Source organism: Pantoea sp. B65, assembly GCF_047308185.1.
In the GTDB taxonomy this organism is placed as follows: Bacteria; Pseudomonadota; Gammaproteobacteria; order Enterobacterales; family Enterobacteriaceae; genus Erwinia.
This window is the reverse complement of sequence record NZ_JAHXPU010000027.1, coordinates 102,357-118,635: the sequence shown is the minus strand read 5'-3', so window position 1 is coordinate 118,635 and position 16,279 is coordinate 102,357. Positions and strand designations below refer to the sequence as shown.

The window sequence follows — 16,279 nt, the reverse complement described above, 5'->3', positions numbered from 1 at the left end:
AGGTTCTCCTCACACCAGCTGCTGCAGCCAGCGTTGAAATTCATCATCGCCTTCACTGCCCAGCATCACCGCCAGCGCCAGCCCTAATGCCGAACTGGTCGGCGTATGCCCGCTGGCGCCGCCGGCGCGCAGATCGAGCACCAGCGTCGGACAGCAAAACAGCGCCAGCCGCATAATCCGTTGCCAGTTAGCCGGCAGCAGCCCGCGCGCTTTCAGCTCAGCCAGCAACGGCTGCCAGTACAGCTCCCCTTTGCTACGCAAAAACGCCGCACGCAATGAAGTCAGCTGCCAGTTATGGTTTACCTGCAGAGTATCGCCGACGCGCGCCACCTGTACCTGATACAGGTCGCCAGCCAGCGCCGGTTCATATAACCAGCAGGGATGGGCAAAGATATTGTGGAAAGTGGCTTTAATCTCCGCCAGCAGCGCCGGAATATGGCTGCCGGCAAAAGCCGGGTCGAAACTGACCAGTTCGGCCGCGCCGCCGCGGGTTTCAAACCAGACATTGGCATTGTGGGCATCGCCATGGGCCACCAGCACGCCATGCTGCGCCAGCGCGGCGGGCGCCAGCAGGGTGGCGGCTTCGAGAAACAGCTGTCGCAGCGTATGGCTGTAACGTACGCCGTTAATTTCCCATTGCAGATTGCTCAGGGTTTGCCAGCTCAGTTGCCGATCGGCGAGCTGAAAGCTTTTATCGACATAGAACTGCTTTACCCGACCACCCAGCCCCGGCTGCTCGCCAGCGGTGATCAGCCGGTGATAAAACAGCTGATGAATCGGCTCGGCGGCCACTTCAGCGGCGCGTCCCGGCTTCAGCGTCGGCAAGGTATGTTGCAGGATTTCCGCATCGGCACGCCGCTGGGCAGCGATCACCTGCTGCTCAGTCGCCTCCGACGGCTGCATTTCAATATCGCGGCACACATCCGCCAGACGCCGATCGTCACGCAGACGGTATAGCAGAATCTGCCGCCCCGGCTCGCCACAGGCATACAGCGGAACATCCACGCGAAAGCCATGTTCACGTAACAGCTCCGCGCGGTAATACTCCTCAATCGTGTGGTCTTCACCCTCTTCGTGGTGATATTTAAAAAACAGCGTGCGATCGTCAGCCAGCGTAACGCGGCCATTAAGCGAGTTCAGGCTGTACTGGTCACGGTTAATCTGCAACGCCAGCGCGCGGGTGCCGGTCACTTCGCCAATTAACTGACACAATTTATCGCTGGCCTGTTGCCACTCACCGGCGCGCGCCAGCGTGCGGGCTTGCGCGGCGAGCGGCTCGCGATGGTTTTCAGGCATCCTTATCCCCTTCCAGCAGGGTATTGCGCAGTGAAGAAACCGCCAGCGCATGGCCCGGAAAGCCCTCATACTCGGCAAAGCATTTGGCTTTATCAGCCAGTGGCTGGTAACCCGCAGCGGTGACATACCCGACCGAGATACGTTTCATATAATCGAACACCGACAAGGGTCCGGCGGTCTTCGCCGCGCCATTGGTTGGCAGCACCGCATTAGGTCCGAGCACAAAGTTGCCGAGGGTGATCGGGGTATATTTACCCAGCAGGATCTCACCGGCATTGCGGATCTGCGTCATTACCGCCATCGGTTCCGCCGTCAGGATCTCCAGATGTTCGGGGGCGTACTGATTAACAAACTCCACCGCGGTGGCGAAATCTTTGGTCAGTACCACGCCGCCGTGCTCGCCGCAGAGTACTTTCTGCGAGAACTCCGCACGTTTCTCGGTTTGCTGCGCCCAGTAGCCAGGCAGTGCGGCAATCGCCTGTTCCGCCACCCGCCGGCTGGAGGTCACCAGATAAGCGGAAGAGTCCGGACCATGTTCGGACTCGATCAGCAGATCAAGTGCCGCCAGCGCGCCATCGACGCTGTCATCCGCCAGGATCAGGCTCTCACTCGGGCCAGCCGGCACGCCGGGATCCAGCAGATGAGTAAGCTGACGCTTGGCGGCAACCACCCACGGGCTGCCGGGACCGACAATTTTCAGGCATTTCGGCACGCTTTCGGTACCGTATGCCACCGCCGCCACGCCCTGCGCGCCGCCGCATTTATAAATTTCTTTAATCCCTACCAGCCGCGCGGCCACCAGGGTGGCATCGTCAACTTTGCCGTCCGGGCCGGGCGGAGTAATCACGATGGCGCGCGGCACACCGGCCACCACNCCACCGCCGGTACGGCGGTCATAATCAGCACGCTGGGGAATGAACCTTTCCCACGCGGCACATAGCAGGCGACGGCATCAATTGGCACATGCCGGTCACCGGCAAAAGCGCCCGGCCGCATCTCTTTCAGCCACATCTCTTCCGGCTTCTGCGCTTCGTGGAAGGCGCGTACGTTCTCTACCGAGAAGCGAATCGACTCAATCACCTGTGGATCCATACGGGCAAAGGCTTCGTCAAACTCGCTCTCTTGCGCGCGCAGCGCAAAATGCGCCGGCTGCACGCCATCAAACTCGCGACCAAAGCGGATCAGCGCCGCATCGCCTTCCGCCTTCACCGCGGCAATAATCGGCGTGACGCGCTCGCTGAAAAAAGAAAGGTCCGATTCAGTACGTTTAAACAGCGCGGCCGGCAGATGATCGGCGGCCGAAAGATCGTGAAAAGTTACAGACATCATCAATTCCTTCATTAGTTAGCGAGCGCAGGCTGGCGAATGCGATCCAGCACGCGATGTTGCAGGTCAATAAATTCCGCTTCGCGGTTCATGGTTTCCAGACGCGGACGTGGCAGATTGACATCAAACGTGGAATCAATAACCCCAGGTCCCATCACCACAATACGGTCCGACAGCCAGACCGCCTCTTCGATATCATGGGTCACAAACATCACCGTCAGACGATGCTTTTCCCAGATCTCAATCAGCAACTGTTGCATCTGATGGCGCGTCATGGCGTCCAGCGCGCCAAAAGGCTCATCCATCAGCAGGATTTTTGGCCGGTAAGAGAGCGCGCGCGCAATGGCAACGCGCTGTTTCATCCCCCCGGAAAGCTCGCCCGGCCAGCGATCGCCGGAATTACCCAGCTTGACCAGCTCAAGATGCTGTTGAGCAATATCGCGACACTGGCTGCCAGGGGTACCCGCCGCTTTCAGGGCAAATTCAATATTCTGGCGGGCGGTCAGCCATGGCAGCAGAGTGTAGGACTGGAAAACCACGCCACGGTCAATGCCGGGGCCGGTAATCGGGCGGCCATCAACCAGCACATCGCCACTGTCGAACTCTTCCAGCCCGGCAGCAATCGATAACAGAGTGCTTTTCCCGCAGCCTGAGGAGCCGACAATCGACACAAATTCGTTATCATTGAGGGTTAGATCGATACCGTGCAGTACCTGGCGCCGCGTTTTCCCCAATGAGAAGCTCTTATCGAGATTATTTAAGGTTAATGTCGCCATCAGGAACGTCTCCGGTTATAGCGGAACAGCACGCGCTCGGCGGCACGCATCAACTGGTCGGTGATCAAACCGAGTAACCCCAGCAGCAGGATATAACCGATAATGGTGTCGGTCTGGAAGTAGCGCTGTGACACCACAATGCGGTAGCCGAGACCGGAAGTGGAAGCCACCAGCTCGGCCAGTACCAGCCAGGTCCACGCCCAGCCGAGACTGATGCGCAACGCATCCCAGATCGCCGGAAACGCCGCCGGCAGGACAATACGAAACAGGATTTTGCGATCCGGCATCCCCAGCGTGCGGCCGAGACCGATAAAATCGATCGGCACCCGTTTTACCGCATCAATCATCATCAGTACCTGCTGGAAAAAGGTGCCGATCCAGATCACCAGAAACTTCTGGAAGTCATCGGTACCGCTCCAGAGAATGGTCAGCGGCACAAACGCCACCACCGGCATATAACGAATAAAGTCCACCAGCGGTTCGACAATCGCTTTAAACAGCCCATAGCATCCCGCCAGCACGCCAATGACCACCGCCATCAGCGATGAGATGGCAAAGGCGATCACAATGCGGTACAGGCTGCTTTGTACATCGCCCCACAGCGTACCGTTAGCCACTAAGGCCATCATGCGCTGCCAGACGCGATCCAGTCCCGGCAGAAACAGTGGCGGGATCGCCCCGCTACTGGTCGCCAGCCACCAGCTGCCAATCAGCAGCACAAACACCAGAATGGCAATCGTCAGAAACTGACTCTGCGTCGGCGCTTTGCCGATAGTCATCAGACTCCAGCGACGGCGACGCGGCCTGCTCTTTGATGGCGGGCTGGCGCCCTCCAGCTTTAACGAACTCATAATTCCTCCGAACTTAATCGGCATTAACAAAACTGGCGTCAATAACCTGCGCCGGCGTCACTGGCTGCTGGATAATGCCAGCTTCTGTGGCGGCTTTAAGGATGTGCGGAAAGGTCCTGGTCGAGTAGTCTTTGCTCAGCAACTGCTTATTTTCAGCCAGCGTGTAGTATTTCACGCCATCAAAGGCGGTTTTCAGTTCGTCCGGCGTCGCGCCCACGGCTTTAGCGATCACTGCGCGATCGGCAGTGGTATTGGCCTGATAGTGCGCCAGCGCGGCATCCCAGGTTTTAATCAGCGCGGCAATCTGCCCCGGTTTATTTTTAATCGCTTCATCACGCACCACCAGCACATCACTGATCAGGCCAGGATCGGAGTGGCCGCTATACAGCATTTTCAGGCTGGGATCGCCCTGCATCGCCACCGACAGATAGGGCTCATAGGTCACGGCGACCGGCACACGTTTGGCAATCAGCGCACTACCGGCAGAGGCAGCCGGCATCGGCACCGGTTTAATATCGCTAAATGACATCCCCGCTGACGCCAGCGCGCTGCGCAGCAGAATATCGCTGGTGGTGCCCTCTTCATAGGCCACCTGTTTGCCTTTCAGATCTTTTAATGAGGCGATCTCTTTCGACACCAGCATCGCATCGGCGGTATTACTTTGATCAAGCAGCAGTACGATTTTCACCGGCAGACCGGCGGAGATCATGCCCATTGCGGTATGGGTGGCGATATTGGCCGCATCAATTTGCCCGCTGGCCAGCGCCGCGTTAATATCTTTATCTTCGGCGAAGTTAATCACCTCGACCTTGTCAAAACCCTGTTTTTTAAACAGGTCATGCTCAGTTGCAACATGCCACTGACCGTAGCCGAGCCAGGGTTCAATCCCCATTTTCAGCGTGCCTGATTCCGGGGCAGCCAGCGACGATGTGGAAGCCAGCAGACCAAAACAGCAGGCAGCGGCGAGAGAGTTTTTCAACGCACGGAGAGAAAGCATGTTGGTTTCCTTCTGGTGAATTTAACGGCGGGCTGTTATAGCCCTGTCCGTCCATGTATATACAAGTTCATGCAAGAGCAATGCCAACCAGCAACGCCCAATCTGCTGACGTTGCCGCTTCACTGATGCTCACTAATGGCGCAAATGGCCGCTATCCCGCACCAGCATCGCGCAAAAAAAGTGCAGTAACAGGTTATGTTTATGACAACCTGCTACAACTGCAAAAATAGGGCGGTGATTATTGAGCCTGGCTCACAAAGTTTCGTTGCCTGGCGGGGCGTGACGGGTTAAAAAGGATTTTCTGCAGCGACCGATGGACGACGCGCTGGTGTTGCATCTACAGTGAAAGCCAGATCGCCTGGTCATCGTACCGGGGATAAGCGGCAAAATATGGAGAAAAGCGTATCTATGACCATTCCTGTTTCGTTGATTGAAGAAGCGATCAACTGGCGACGCCAGCTTCATGCGCAGCCCGAGCTGGGTTATCAGGAGCATCAGACATCACGAATGGTCGCCGAACGCCTGCGCGCCTTTGGTCTGCAGGTGCATGTCGGCCTTGCCGGTACCGGCGTGGTCGGCACGCTGGAAAACGGACCGGGTCCGGTGATTGGCCTGCGTGCCGATATGGACGCGCTGCCGATTACCGAACTGGGCAATCCGCCGCATAAATCGCAAAATCCCGGGGTAATGCACGCCTGCGGGCATGATGGTCATACCGCGATTCTGCTGGCTACCGCCAAACTGCTGAGCGAGACGCGTCGCTTCAGCGGCACCCTGCACTTTGTTTTCCAGCCGGCGGAAGAAAACCTTGGCGGCGCGCGCAAAATGGTCGAGGACGGCCTGTTTACCCTGTTCCCGATGGATGCCATTTACGGTCTGCACAACTGGCCGGGCTTACCGCTCGGCTCGCTGGCGGTCAATAGCGGCGCCATGATGGCATCGCTCGATTCGTTTGAAATCATCTTAACCGGCAAAAGCTGTCATGCAGCAATGCCGGAAAGCGGTGCGGATCCGATTGTCACGGCGGCTGAGCTGATTATGGCGCTGCAAACCATTCCCGCCCGTCGCCTCTCGCCCCTCGCCTCGGCGGTGGTGAGTATCACCCAGATTAATGGCGGCGAAGCCATTAACGTGATCCCCGAACAGGTCAGTCTGCGCGGTACGGTACGCTGCTTACAGAGCGAAGTGCGCACCAAAGTGCGCGGGTTGATCGACGACTTTGTTACCACTTTACCGCTACCGTTTGGCGTTGAGGGGGCAATTAGCTGGTATCCGGGCTATCCGGTTACCCGCAACCATCCGCAACCGGCACAGCAGGTGCGTGATGCTGCGATTAGCGCCCTGGGCGCGCAGGCGGTGCACTGGGAGGTGAATCCGTCAATGGCGTCAGAGGATTTTGCCTGCATGCTGGAAGTTTGTCCGGGCGCCTATTTCTGGGTCGGCGCCGACGGGGCGACCCCTTCACGGCCGCTGCATAATGCCTGGTATGATTTTAACGACGCGGTGATTGAACAAGGGATTACTATCTGGCAACAGCTGGTTGAACAACTGCTGCCCGTCAGGACGGCATAGATACCGCCCCGGTATCCGGCGGAGCCGTTGATGGCTCCCGACCGGCCATACCACCATTGCTTAGTAGCCGGCAGCATCCAGCGCGGCAAGGCCGCCAGCCAGATCTGGCGCCTGCGCGCTGGCCACCATACAGCAGGCAAGCTGCAAACGTAACGAGTGCGGCACCGGCAGATCTTTATTGACCACCCGCTGGATCCAGCCCGCCGTTTCCCCGGCCTCTTTTGATAACGGCAGCTGCTCACCTTCGGCCGCGACTTCTAGCTGGCGATCCAGCAGTAACTGCGGCTCGGTTTGCTGCGGGCTAATCAGCGTGATCGCCGGGCAACGTTGCAGATTGGCATATACCTCCCCTTCGGTACCATTCATCAGCAAACCATGCGCGCCAATGGCGGTAAAGAATTTCGCCACGCGGGGAATATATTCCGGATGGGAAACACTGGACAGGCGCAGCGCCGCCGCCCCGGCGAACGGTGTCGCCAGCTTCGCCAGAGTATGAGCACTGTTACGCACTCCCATACGCCAGCGCAGTGATAACTGCCGCGCCAGTGGTGGACAGAGGGTGGACACCGGGATAAACACCGGTTCATCGCCATCCAGCTGCTGCCGGGCACTGGCGGCATCCGTCGCCGCCGTAATGCCCAGCGCCGCAAACACCGCTTCGCTGGTGACGCGCGTGGGATCCTCACTAACGCCATGCACCACCACCGGGAAACCAAGCTTCGACAACAATAACGCCAGTAGCGGGGTGAGATTAGCCTGCCTGCGCGCACCGTTATAGCTGGGGATCACAACCGGCATCGGCCTGTTCGCCGGAGGGGTCAGCTGCAGCACCCGCTCCTGCATTGCCTGATAGAACCCCAGCATCTCCTCTTCGCCTTCACCTTTAATACGTAAGGCGATAAGCAGGCCACCGAGTTCCAGATCCGGCACCTCGCCCGCCAGTATGCTGCGATAGAGCGCGCGCGCCGTCTCTAAATCAATATCCCGCGCATGGTTTTTGCCGCGCCCCACTTCTTTGATGATTTTGCTGTATTCCATATCGCTCTGTTTTCCTGATCGGAATGCATGACATTTAAATTATTTACGCTGAATCAACGCCGCCGGCGGCGATTTTTTGCGTTCTTTTCCTTTAGCGCTTGCGGCGGTTCGCCTTCCGGCATCACCGGCTGCTCAATCGGAAATACCGGCAACGCGGCCAGCAGCCGCGGACCATAACGTTTGCTGATTAACCGTCGATCGTAAATGACGATTTCACCAAAACATTCATGGCTACGGATCAGACGGCCAACCTGCTGAATCAGATTAAACGAGGCGCTGGGTAAGCTCTGCACTTCAAACGGATAGCGTTTCAGACTTTTCAGCCACTCCCCTTCGGTTAAAATTACCGGACTGTCCACCGGCGGAAAAGCAATTTTATGAATATGTACCTGCGACAATAGCTCACCTTTTAGATCCAGCCCTTCCGCAAAAGATTGCAGGCCAACCAGAATACTGGTTTCCCCCTGCTCCACCCGCTGACGATGCAGCGCCACCAGGCGGCTGCGCGGTCGATCGCCCTGCACCAGCATCATCAGTCGCAAATCGGTGACATGGGTGAGAAACAGCTGCATCGCCCGGCCACTGGCAAACAGCACCAGAATCCCTTTATGCTGCCCCAGCGCGATCTGCTGGCGGAAAAAGTGCGCCATTTCCGTAATATGTTCCGGCTCACTGGCCATCATCGGCTCATGGCGCATCTGCGGAATAATCAGCTTACCCTGAGTAATATGATTAAAGGGCGAATCCAGCGCGACAAAGCGGTCATCCGCCTTGTCACTCAGCCCCGACATCTCCTGCAGCCGGCTAAAGCTGTTGAGCGAACGCAATGTGGCGGACGTCACCACCACATGCGGCACTTTACGCCACAACAGCTTTTCCAGCTGTTCGCTAACGCGAATACCGGCGCAGTGAAACAGCAGATGCGCATTGCCATCGCGGTTTTCACGCGTCACCCACTTCGATACCGGCGCGCCGGAGGCTTGCTCCATCGCCGCCAGGCGCCAGAGCTTGCTGATCGCTTCAAACCACGCAAACGCCCGATTCATCTGCAACAGCGTACGATGCAGGCGCACCACATCATACTGACCGGTTTTGTCGCTCAGATCGTTCAGCAAGGCTTCAGCAAGCCCGCGCAGCGCATCGCTAAGCTTAAACAAACGCGCGCACAGACTGAGAACCTCTTCCGGCAACAGCCCCATTTCAAAACGGTATTCGCCGACAATTTCATCTTTGGGCAGCCAGAGCGCCAGTATTGCTGACAACATCTGCAACTGCTCGCGCAGCTCTTCACAATGGCCCTTCAGCCGCTCAATATTGGCGAGAGGGGGTGGCGTTTTGGGGCGGAACTGCGTCATACACTGTTCTACCAGCCGCACAAACAGATCGAGCTGCAGCGTGGTCCAGCCCGGGGTAATTTCGCCGCTCATTTCCAGCGCATCACGCGCCACTTCGGGCAAATGATGGCCTTCATCCAGCACCAGCAACAGGTTTTTCGCCGGTGGCAGCACCGACTCATTCTCCAGTGCCGCCATCACCAGCGCATGGTTAGCCACCACCACATCGGCATTTTCAATTTCACGCCGCGCCACAAAGAATGGACATTCGCGATACCAGTGACAGTTATGTCCCAGACAGCTGGCCTTATCGGTACTCAGGCGCTGCCACAGCGAGTCTTCAATTGCCTCGTCGCTGTGATCGCGCAGGCCATCCCATTGATAGCGATCGAGTGATTTCTGCAGTGTGGCGCACAGGGCACGCTCATCTTTGCTGGCGGTGAGTTCGTCATCGAGAAACAGCAACAGATCGCCCTGCTGATCCTTGTCGGCCGCCAGCGCGGATAAGTTACGCGGACAAACATAACGACCACGGCCAAAGGCCGCGGTGAATTTCAGGTCAGGAATGATCTTTTTCAGCAACGGTAAATCCTTGCTGAAGATCTGATCCTGCAGGGCCACATTGGCGGTACTGACGACCAGCGTCTTCTCCTGCGCACGGCCGACGGCAATGCCGGGGATCAGATAAGAGAGTGTCTTCCCGACGCCCGTAGGCGCTTCTATCGCCAGATGTCGTCCCTCGTCGCCCGCCAGCGTTTTCGCCACTTCGGCGATCATCTGGCGCTGCGGCGCACGCGGGATAAAATCGGGAACCTGTTGTTGCAGGGCCTTATACCATTGGCCGATTTGCGCTTTTAGCGCTGAGGTGAGCATTTATTTTATGTTCTGTTTTATTTACCCGACATCATTCAGCTAGCCGTTAACGCAGCGGCGGCTTGATGGATATCAGATATATCAATACGTTGCAGAAAAAGTAGCTTATATTATGCACAACAGATAATCATAAAACACAACAGTGCACTACAGGGAATTACAGCTATTCGCCGCTGATTTGCTGCGAAGTTTAGCATATGCGTGACGTATTCCAAATTTAGCCTCTGACGATTTCCATCGCCGCTGACTCATGCTTCACTCTGCCATCAGAGTGAAGCCTTCGGGCAAAAAACAGGCAGAAAAATCAGGACAGCCAACAGGATATTGGATAAAATATGAACGGTAACCAACAGACCAGAGTAAACCGGGGAGTCTGTCGCTCGCTGGCTATCAATCACAACGGAGGTGATGGCATGGAACTGAGATTAGAAAAACTCGAAAATGATGTGGCAGAGCTGAAAATCGATGTGGCGGTGATCAAATCGAACTATGCCACCAAAACCGATATCAGCGCGCTCAGAAGCGAAATCAGCGATGCGAAGACGCGGATTATTTTGTGGGTGGTGAGCGCGGTATTTCTGGCACAGCTTATTCCCGCGCTGATCGGGACCTTCACTTCCTGAATCAGGCAGAAATCAGCGCAGCGCCTTAGCGAAACAAACGGCATCCGCATTGCCGCGATAGCGCCCGTAATTAGCGATTGGCTGATAGCCATGGCGCAGATAAAACCTGACGGCCTGTTGGTTTATCCGCCGTGTCTCCAGCCAGATTTCCTGGTACCCCAGCTGGCGCGCTTCCCCCTCCAGAAAAGCCAGTAATGCGCCGCCAATACCCAGCCCCCTCTCTGCCGCATACATGCGCTTTAGCTCTGCTACGCCACGATTGAGCGGGCGCAAAGCGCCACAACCGACCGCTCCCCCGGCCTGATTCCGCGCAACGGCAAAACAGGCGCCTGGATGCAGTAAATCTTGCGCATCAAATGAGCTACGGCCACTGTCGCCGGTAATGCGCTGCAACGTTGCAGACAGCTGCCCCAGCAGCCACTGCGCATCAGCCGAATCCCCCGGCTCACGCATTACCTGCAGGCGCGGTTGATCAGCCATTATTCTGCCCCAGCCGCTTATACATCACGGTGGTCGCATCGAACTCTCCTGCCGTCGAGCGCGCGTAGTAAGGGATGGCGCCGGCGACCTGCCAGCCAAGGGAGAGATAAAGTTGCTCAGCCACATCGCCACTGCGGGTATCCAGCACCAGCAGCGTGCGCTGCGCCTGTATGGCAATCTGCTCCGCCTGCAACATGAGCTGGCGCGCAATACCCTGACGTCGCGCCTGTGGGTGTACCAGCAACTTGGCAATCTCAGCACGATGAGCGCCATTCGGCATCATACCCAGTACCACTATAATCGTGCCAACGATCCTGCCCTGTTCGCGCGCTACCAACAGCCGTTTATCACCACTGGCGATACTGTAAATCACATCCTGCCAGAAACGGGAGATGGCTGCGTCATCGGCGGCGTCGATAAAACCGACGCTCGCCCCTTGCGCCACACACCGGGTTAATACCTCGCAAAGCGCAGAGTGTGCCTGCTGTGCCTGCCCGGCACTGAGTATCTGATAATCAATCATGGTCGGCATACCACCAGTGCGTAATGCGCCGTGCCTTCCGGCGCATGGAAAGAGGAACGGCCAAAAAGATGAAAGCGCAAACAATCCCCGGCGGCCAGACGCCAGCGTTGCTCATTCATGGTGATCTCCAGCACGCCAGCCAGCATCCAGATATGTTGCTCAAGGCCCGGCAGCGGCGGAGTGTCATATTCAATCCGCGCCCCGGCACGCAGCCGCGCTTCGACCAGCTCGGCACGAAACGCGCTGGCGGGCGGTGACAGGCTGCGCCGCTCAAAACCATTTTCCGCGTCAGTCCACAGCAATTGCTGTTCGGGACGCAAATGCTGTATGGCATTCTCTTCCACATCACTCAGTAAACGCGACATCGTCAGGCCATAGGCCGCACAGAGCTTATTCAGCAATGCAGCGGTCGGACTGGTCTCCCCGCGTTCAATACGCGACAGTGATGCGCGGCTAATACCGGTGATCTCCGCCAGTTCCTCCAGCGACCAGCCTTTTCCCAGCCGCAATTCAGCCAGTCGTAATGCCAGCCGTTGTTCCGTACGATCCTGTTGCAGCATCATTATTCTCATATAAGGGATTTAATCTCATATATGAGATTTAACGCTAAATGTGCAGCTGGTCAACCTGTACAAATAAAAAATAGTTGTACAAGTTACTCCGACAGGGCTAACGTTAGGGTAGAGATGGTCGCATTCAGAGGAAAAACATGGCCGTTTATAGCATCGGTGAAGTCGCTGAGCGTTGTGGTATCAATCCGGTAACCCTGCGCGCATGGCAACGTCGTTATGGTTTGCTAAAACCACAGCGTTCAGAAGGTGGTCATCGTCAGTTCGATGATGATGACATCCGGCGTATCGAAGAGATTAAGCGCTGGGTGGAAAGTGGCGTGCCGGTTGGCAAAGTTAAGGCGCTGCTTGAAGGCGAGAATGTCTATCTTCATGACGGCTGGATGACGCTGCAGGATGAGTTGATGTCGGTGCTGCGCGCCGTACGCCCCTCGAAGCTGCGGGTAAAAATCGCCACTATGGGTCGCGAAAACCCATCAGATGCGCTAATAGATAATGTAATTGTACCGGTTCGCCAGCGACTGGGGCTGGACCAGAGCACGGCCAAAACCATGAGCAGCCTACTGGATGGCGCACTGATCGACTATGTCGCATTTTGTCTGAACGGAGCGCGTAAAAAAGCCGGTAAAGATGCGCTACTGATTGGCTGGGGCTGCGACGACCGCACCCGTCTCTGGCTGGAAGCCTGGCGTTTATCGCAACATGGCTGGCGCATCGATGTATTAGCCGAACCACTGGATACCCTGCGGCCAGAACTGTTTCCTGGTCAGCTGATGTTTCTGTGGACCGGTAAAAAACTTACGCGTGGTCAGCAGGAACAGATCGCGCACTGGCAGGAGCAGGGGTTCTCCATCATCCCCCATGGCAGTTGACGGCGTTTAGGGATAATCATGCAGCATGCACAACAGGTCACACTGAACAGTCTGGCGGCGTTTTACCAGAATATGCAGCCCGAACAACTTAACCAGCTCGCAGAGATTTACCACCAGGATATCCTGCTGGTCGATCCGGTTGGCCAGCATCATGGACTGGAAGCGCTGGAACGCTATTTTTCTTCATTACTGAAAAACTTGCGCTATTGCCGTTTTGAGGTGACGCATCAGCACTATTTTGACCAGTGTGCTTTGCTGCTGTGGCGGATGGAGTATGCCCATCCCTCGCTACAGAAAGGGGCGCCGCAGTCGCTGGAAGGAAGCAGCTACCTGACGTTTCGTCAGGAGCGGGTTAACTTTCAACGCGATTATTACGATCTCGGCGCCATGCTGTATGAAAAAGTGCCGCTGCTGGGCAGCGTGATCCGCGCCCTGAAAATGAGACTAAAGCCATGAAACGCGTTCTGATAACCGGAGCAAGTTCAGGAATAGGTTTTCAGCTGGCACGTGATTATGCCGCCGAAGGGTGGATGGTGATCGCCTGCGGGCGCGATCGCGAGAAACTGCAACAGCTGCATAGCTATGCCACTGATATCGCGCTCTGCGTCTTCGATATCACCGACTTAGCCGAAACCCGCGAGGCACTGAGAGGAAAAAGCGCCGAGCTGGTGATCCTCTGCGCCGGTACCTGCGAATATCTCGATCATGGCGTGGTCGATGCGGAAAAAGTGCACCGGGTGATGAGTACCAATTTCAGCGGCCCCATCAACTGCCTTGATGCATTACTGCCCCAATTGCCTGCTGGCAGTCGGGTGGCGCTGGTGGGCTCCACGGCCAGTCTGGTACCTCTGCCACGGGCAGAAGCTTACGGTGCGTCAAAAGCCGCTCTCGCCTATTTCGCCCGCAGCCTGGCGCAGGATCTGACCCGTCAGCAAATTCATATTTCGCTGGTATTACCGGGGTTTGTCGACACCCCGCTCACCGCACGCAACGATTTTGCCATGCCAATGAAAATCAGCGTGAAACAAGCCTCAGACTTTATTCGTCATGGTCTGGCGCGGGGTAAACGGGAAGTGATCTTCCCTCCCCTGTTCGCCCTGATTCTGCGTCTGACGGCGCGTTTACCCCAGTCGTGGCAGCGTCTGCTGACACAGCAGATAGCGAGGTAACATTGTGAAGATTGCTATTATCGGCAGCGGTATTGCCGGGCTTAGCTGCGCCTGGAAACTGGCTGAACGCGCAGATGTGCAGTTATTTGAAGCCGCCGCGACCCCAGGGGGACACACCGCCACCGTTGATATCGCGCTGGACGGTACCCACTGGGCTATTGATACCGGATTTATTGTGTTTAACGACCGCACCTACCCGCATTTTCTCTCACTGCTGGCGGAGCTGGGTATTGAGAGCCAGAAAACGGAAATGAGTTTTTCTGTGCGTAACCATCGTAGCGGTCTCGAGTATAACGGCCACTCACTTAGCAGCCTGTTTGCCCAGCGCAGCAACCTGTTCAGACCGCAATTTCTGCGCTTTATCGCCGAGATCCTGCGCTTTAATAAACGCGGAAAGCAGTGGCTGCAACAGCAAAACCGTGACGAAACGCTGAATGACTTCCTGATCAGTCAGGGATTCAGCCAGTTTTTCGCTCAGCATTATATTCTGCCCATGGGGGCGGCTATCTGGTCGACGTCACTGGCGGAAATGCGCAATATGCCGCTGTCGCTGTTTCTGCACTTTTTCAATCATCACGGTTTACTGGATGTGGTCAATCGTCCGCAGTGGTATGTCATCCCTGGCGGTTCAAGAGAGTACGTGCGGCGTCTGCTGAATCTGATCGGTGATAAGCTGCAGTTACATCTCAATTCGCCGGTCGTGTCGGCAGCGCGTGATGAACAAGGGGTCACCCTGCAGACCGCTGCCGGTAGCCAGCGTTTTGATCAGGTGATTTTTGCCTGCCACTGTGACCAGACATTACAGATGCTGCAGGACGCCTCAGCGGAAGAGCGGGCGATGCTGTCCGGCGTCCCTTACAGCGCCAATGAAGTGGTGCTGCATACCGATACGCAGTTACTCCCGCACAACCGCCGCGCATGGGCCAGCTGGAATTACCATCTTGATGATGGCGCGGACGGAGATGAGCGGGCCGGCGCCAGTGTGACTTACAACATGAACATGCTGCAGGGTATTACTGCGCCGCACACGTTCTGCGTCACGCTGAACCCAACCCGGCCGATCGATAGCAGTAAGGTACTGGCACGCTATAACTATTACCATCCGCAATTTGGCGCACAGAGCCTGGCCGCGCAGCAGCAGCGGCTGTTGCTGAATGGTCAGCGCCGCAGCTGGTTCTGTGGCGCCTGGAGCTACAACGGCTTCCATGAAGATGGTATTCGCAGCGCGCTGGATGTGGTGGCCGCGATGGAAACGGCGGCGCTGTTATGAACAGTACCCTCTACTGCGGTCATGTACGCCATCGGCGCTTTACGCCGGTCGACCATCAGTTCAGCTACCGCATTTTTATGCCGCTCATTGACCTGGATGAACTGCCGCAGCTGGCGCAGGTGGGAATTCGTCTCGGGCGTTTCTCCCCGGCTTCATTTTACCCGCAAGACTATCTCGGCGGCGGCGATATTAAAGCGCGCGCTCAGCAACGCATCGCCGAACTGACCGGAGACCAGCTGACGGGCCGGGTGATGTTGCTCTGCCAGCTGCGTTATCTCGGCTGCTCGTTTAACCCGGTCAATTTTTACTATCTCTATGATGACCGCGATCGGCTGCGCTGGATGCTGGCAGAGGTGCGTAATACGCCGTGGAATGAGCGCCATACCTATGCGGTAAATCCCGATGGCAGTGAAACCACGAAAAAAGCATTCCATGTTTCGCCGTTCAATCCGCTGGATATGGTGTACCACTGGCGACTCTCGCCGCCGGGAAAATCACTCTCCGTCCATATTGAAAACCACCGTGTCGGCCGTGAATTCGACGCGACACTGCACCTGCGTCAGCAACCTCTGACGCGGCATAACCTGCGCCATCATTTGTGGCGCTTTCCCCTGATGACGCTGCGTACAGCGCTGGCCATTTACTGGCAGGCTTTCAGGTTATGGCGCAAAGGCGCGCCGCTGTATGACCATCCCAAGTCGGAGAAATAA

General features: G+C 56.7%; 17 protein-coding genes and 1 pseudogene. 8 read left to right on the top strand and 10 right to left on the bottom strand.

Annotation, left to right across the window (positions count from 1 at the left end; all coding sequences use genetic code 11):
• Positions 1-9: 9 nt before the first annotated feature.
• The 5 genes and pseudogenes from JWF83_RS12905 to JWF83_RS12885 all read right to left on the bottom strand — a co-directional run bounded on the left by JWF83_RS12905 (position 10) and on the right by JWF83_RS12885 (position 5,246).
• Positions 10-1,296, bottom strand: a complete 1,287-nt coding sequence (locus tag JWF83_RS12905) for a hypothetical protein (protein WP_413650620.1) — start codon at positions 1,294-1,296, stop codon at positions 10-12.
• Positions 1,289-2,622 (bottom strand): annotated as a pseudogene (gene hisD, locus JWF83_RS12900) (histidinol dehydrogenase). The gene JWF83_RS12905 and the pseudogene hisD overlap by 8 nt, the downstream one beginning before the upstream one ends.
• Positions 2,623-2,636: 14 nt before the next feature.
• Positions 2,637-3,398, bottom strand: a complete 762-nt coding sequence (locus tag JWF83_RS12895) for an ABC transporter ATP-binding protein (RefSeq protein ID WP_413650619.1) — start codon at positions 3,396-3,398, stop codon at positions 2,637-2,639.
• Complete coding sequence (locus JWF83_RS12890; protein WP_413650618.1) at positions 3,398-4,249, bottom strand: ABC transporter permease; 852 nt, start codon at positions 4,247-4,249, stop codon at positions 3,398-3,400. Before JWF83_RS12890 ends, JWF83_RS12895 begins: the two co-directional genes overlap by 1 nt.
• A 13-nt stretch (positions 4,250-4,262) precedes the next feature.
• Positions 4,263-5,246, bottom strand: coding sequence for an ABC transporter substrate-binding protein (locus JWF83_RS12885; RefSeq protein WP_413650617.1), 984 nt, complete (start codon positions 5,244-5,246; stop codon positions 4,263-4,265).
• 80 nt (positions 5,247-5,326) lie between these two features.
• Here JWF83_RS12885 and JWF83_RS12880 point away from each other — a divergent pair, with 80 nt between their 5' ends.
• Positions 5,327-5,476 carry a hypothetical protein gene (locus tag JWF83_RS12880; RefSeq protein WP_413650616.1) on the top strand — a complete coding sequence of 50 codons (150 nt, stop codon included), beginning with the start codon at positions 5,327-5,329 and terminating at the stop codon, positions 5,474-5,476.
• Positions 5,477-5,654: 178 nt separating this feature from the next.
• Positions 5,655-6,818, top strand: a complete 1,164-nt coding sequence (locus JWF83_RS12875; RefSeq protein ID WP_413650615.1) for a M20 aminoacylase family protein — start codon at positions 5,655-5,657, stop codon at positions 6,816-6,818.
• 60 nt (positions 6,819-6,878) lie between these two features.
• Here the strand turns inward: JWF83_RS12875 and ybiB are convergent, their stop codons facing one another.
• Together ybiB and dinG are read right to left on the bottom strand one after the other, a co-directional pair.
• Positions 6,879-7,856, bottom strand: a complete 978-nt coding sequence (gene ybiB / locus JWF83_RS12870) for a DNA-binding protein YbiB (RefSeq protein ID WP_413650614.1) — start codon at positions 7,854-7,856, stop codon at positions 6,879-6,881.
• Positions 7,857-7,909: 53 nt separating this feature from the next.
• On the bottom strand, positions 7,910-10,063 hold the full coding sequence (dinG, locus tag JWF83_RS12865; protein ID WP_413650613.1) for an ATP-dependent DNA helicase DinG: 2,154 nt from the start codon (positions 10,061-10,063) through the stop codon (positions 7,910-7,912).
• Positions 10,064-10,476: 413 nt separating this feature from the next.
• Between dinG and JWF83_RS12860 the strand changes: the two genes are divergently transcribed.
• On the top strand, positions 10,477-10,686 hold the full coding sequence (locus JWF83_RS12860; protein ID WP_413650612.1) for a hypothetical protein: 210 nt from the start codon (positions 10,477-10,479) through the stop codon (positions 10,684-10,686).
• Positions 10,687-10,698: 12 nt separating this feature from the next.
• Here the strand turns inward: JWF83_RS12860 and JWF83_RS12855 are convergent, their stop codons facing one another.
• From JWF83_RS12855 to JWF83_RS12845, 3 genes are read right to left on the bottom strand one after another with little or no spacing between them, the layout of a single operon-like run.
• Complete coding sequence (locus JWF83_RS12855; RefSeq protein WP_413650611.1) at positions 10,699-11,166, bottom strand: GNAT family N-acetyltransferase; 468 nt, start codon at positions 11,164-11,166, stop codon at positions 10,699-10,701.
• Positions 11,159-11,689 (bottom strand): GNAT family N-acetyltransferase, encoded by a 531-nt coding sequence (locus JWF83_RS12850; protein ID WP_413650610.1) that lies wholly within the window; start codon positions 11,687-11,689, stop codon positions 11,159-11,161. The genes JWF83_RS12855 and JWF83_RS12850 overlap by 8 nt, the downstream gene beginning before the upstream one ends.
• Positions 11,686-12,249: a helix-turn-helix domain-containing protein gene (locus tag JWF83_RS12845; protein WP_413650727.1), complete on the bottom strand. Its 564-nt coding sequence runs from the start codon at positions 12,247-12,249 to the stop codon at positions 11,686-11,688. Before JWF83_RS12845 ends, JWF83_RS12850 begins: the two co-directional genes overlap by 4 nt.
• Positions 12,250-12,398: 149 nt before the next feature.
• Here JWF83_RS12845 and JWF83_RS12840 point away from each other — a divergent pair, with 149 nt between their 5' ends.
• Genes JWF83_RS12840 through JWF83_RS12820 form a run of 5 tightly spaced genes read left to right on the top strand, consistent with a single transcriptional unit; the run spans position 12,399 to position 16,279 of the window.
• Positions 12,399-13,130, top strand: a complete 732-nt coding sequence (locus tag JWF83_RS12840; protein WP_413650608.1) for a MerR family transcriptional regulator — start codon at positions 12,399-12,401, stop codon at positions 13,128-13,130.
• An 18-nt stretch (positions 13,131-13,148) separates the two neighbouring features.
• Entirely contained in the window at positions 13,149-13,586 is a 438-nt protein-coding gene (locus tag JWF83_RS12835) for a nuclear transport factor 2 family protein (protein ID WP_413650606.1), read from the top strand.
• On the top strand, positions 13,583-14,299 hold the full coding sequence (locus tag JWF83_RS12830) for an SDR family NAD(P)-dependent oxidoreductase (RefSeq protein ID WP_413650604.1): 717 nt from the start codon (positions 13,583-13,585) through the stop codon (positions 14,297-14,299). The genes JWF83_RS12835 and JWF83_RS12830 overlap by 4 nt, the downstream gene beginning before the upstream one ends.
• A 4-nt stretch (positions 14,300-14,303) precedes the next feature.
• Positions 14,304-15,569, top strand: a complete 1,266-nt coding sequence (locus JWF83_RS12825; RefSeq protein WP_413650603.1) for an NAD(P)/FAD-dependent oxidoreductase — start codon at positions 14,304-14,306, stop codon at positions 15,567-15,569.
• A complete protein-coding gene (locus JWF83_RS12820) occupies positions 15,566-16,279 on the top strand; it encodes a DUF1365 domain-containing protein (protein ID WP_413650602.1) in 714 nt (237 codons plus the stop codon). Before JWF83_RS12825 ends, JWF83_RS12820 begins: the two co-directional genes overlap by 4 nt.

Excerpts from the sequence above, each read along its gene's own strand:
- JWF83_RS12905 (WP_413650620.1), bottom strand. The coding sequence starts at position 1,296 with ATGCCTGAAAACCATCGCGAGCCGCTCGCCGCGCAAGCCCGCACGCTG.
- JWF83_RS12895 (WP_413650619.1), bottom strand. The coding sequence starts at position 3,398 with ATGGCGACATTAACCTTAAATAATCTCGATAAGAGCTTCTCATTGGGG.
- JWF83_RS12890 (WP_413650618.1), bottom strand. The coding sequence starts at position 4,249 with ATGAGTTCGTTAAAGCTGGAGGGCGCCAGCCCGCCATCAAAGAGCAGG.
- JWF83_RS12885 (WP_413650617.1), bottom strand. The coding sequence starts at position 5,246 with ATGCTTTCTCTCCGTGCGTTGAAAAACTCTCTCGCCGCTGCCTGCTGT.
- JWF83_RS12880 (WP_413650616.1), top strand. The coding sequence starts at position 5,327 with ATGCCAACCAGCAACGCCCAATCTGCTGACGTTGCCGCTTCACTGATG.
- JWF83_RS12875 (WP_413650615.1), top strand. The coding sequence starts at position 5,655 with ATGACCATTCCTGTTTCGTTGATTGAAGAAGCGATCAACTGGCGACGC.
- ybiB (WP_413650614.1), bottom strand. The coding sequence starts at position 7,856 with ATGGAATACAGCAAAATCATCAAAGAAGTGGGGCGCGGCAAAAACCAT.
- dinG (WP_413650613.1), bottom strand. The coding sequence starts at position 10,063 with ATGCTCACCTCAGCGCTAAAAGCGCAAATCGGCCAATGGTATAAGGCC.
- JWF83_RS12860 (WP_413650612.1), top strand. The coding sequence starts at position 10,477 with ATGGAACTGAGATTAGAAAAACTCGAAAATGATGTGGCAGAGCTGAAA.
- JWF83_RS12855 (WP_413650611.1), bottom strand. The coding sequence starts at position 11,166 with ATGGCTGATCAACCGCGCCTGCAGGTAATGCGTGAGCCGGGGGATTCG.
- JWF83_RS12850 (WP_413650610.1), bottom strand. The coding sequence starts at position 11,689 with ATGATTGATTATCAGATACTCAGTGCCGGGCAGGCACAGCAGGCACAC.
- JWF83_RS12845 (WP_413650727.1), bottom strand. The coding sequence starts at position 12,249 with ATGCTGCAACAGGATCGTACGGAACAACGGCTGGCATTACGACTGGCT.
- JWF83_RS12840 (WP_413650608.1), top strand. The coding sequence starts at position 12,399 with ATGGCCGTTTATAGCATCGGTGAAGTCGCTGAGCGTTGTGGTATCAAT.
- JWF83_RS12835 (WP_413650606.1), top strand. The coding sequence starts at position 13,149 with ATGCAGCATGCACAACAGGTCACACTGAACAGTCTGGCGGCGTTTTAC.
- JWF83_RS12830 (WP_413650604.1), top strand. The coding sequence starts at position 13,583 with ATGAAACGCGTTCTGATAACCGGAGCAAGTTCAGGAATAGGTTTTCAG.
- JWF83_RS12820 (WP_413650602.1), top strand. The coding sequence starts at position 15,566 with ATGAACAGTACCCTCTACTGCGGTCATGTACGCCATCGGCGCTTTACG.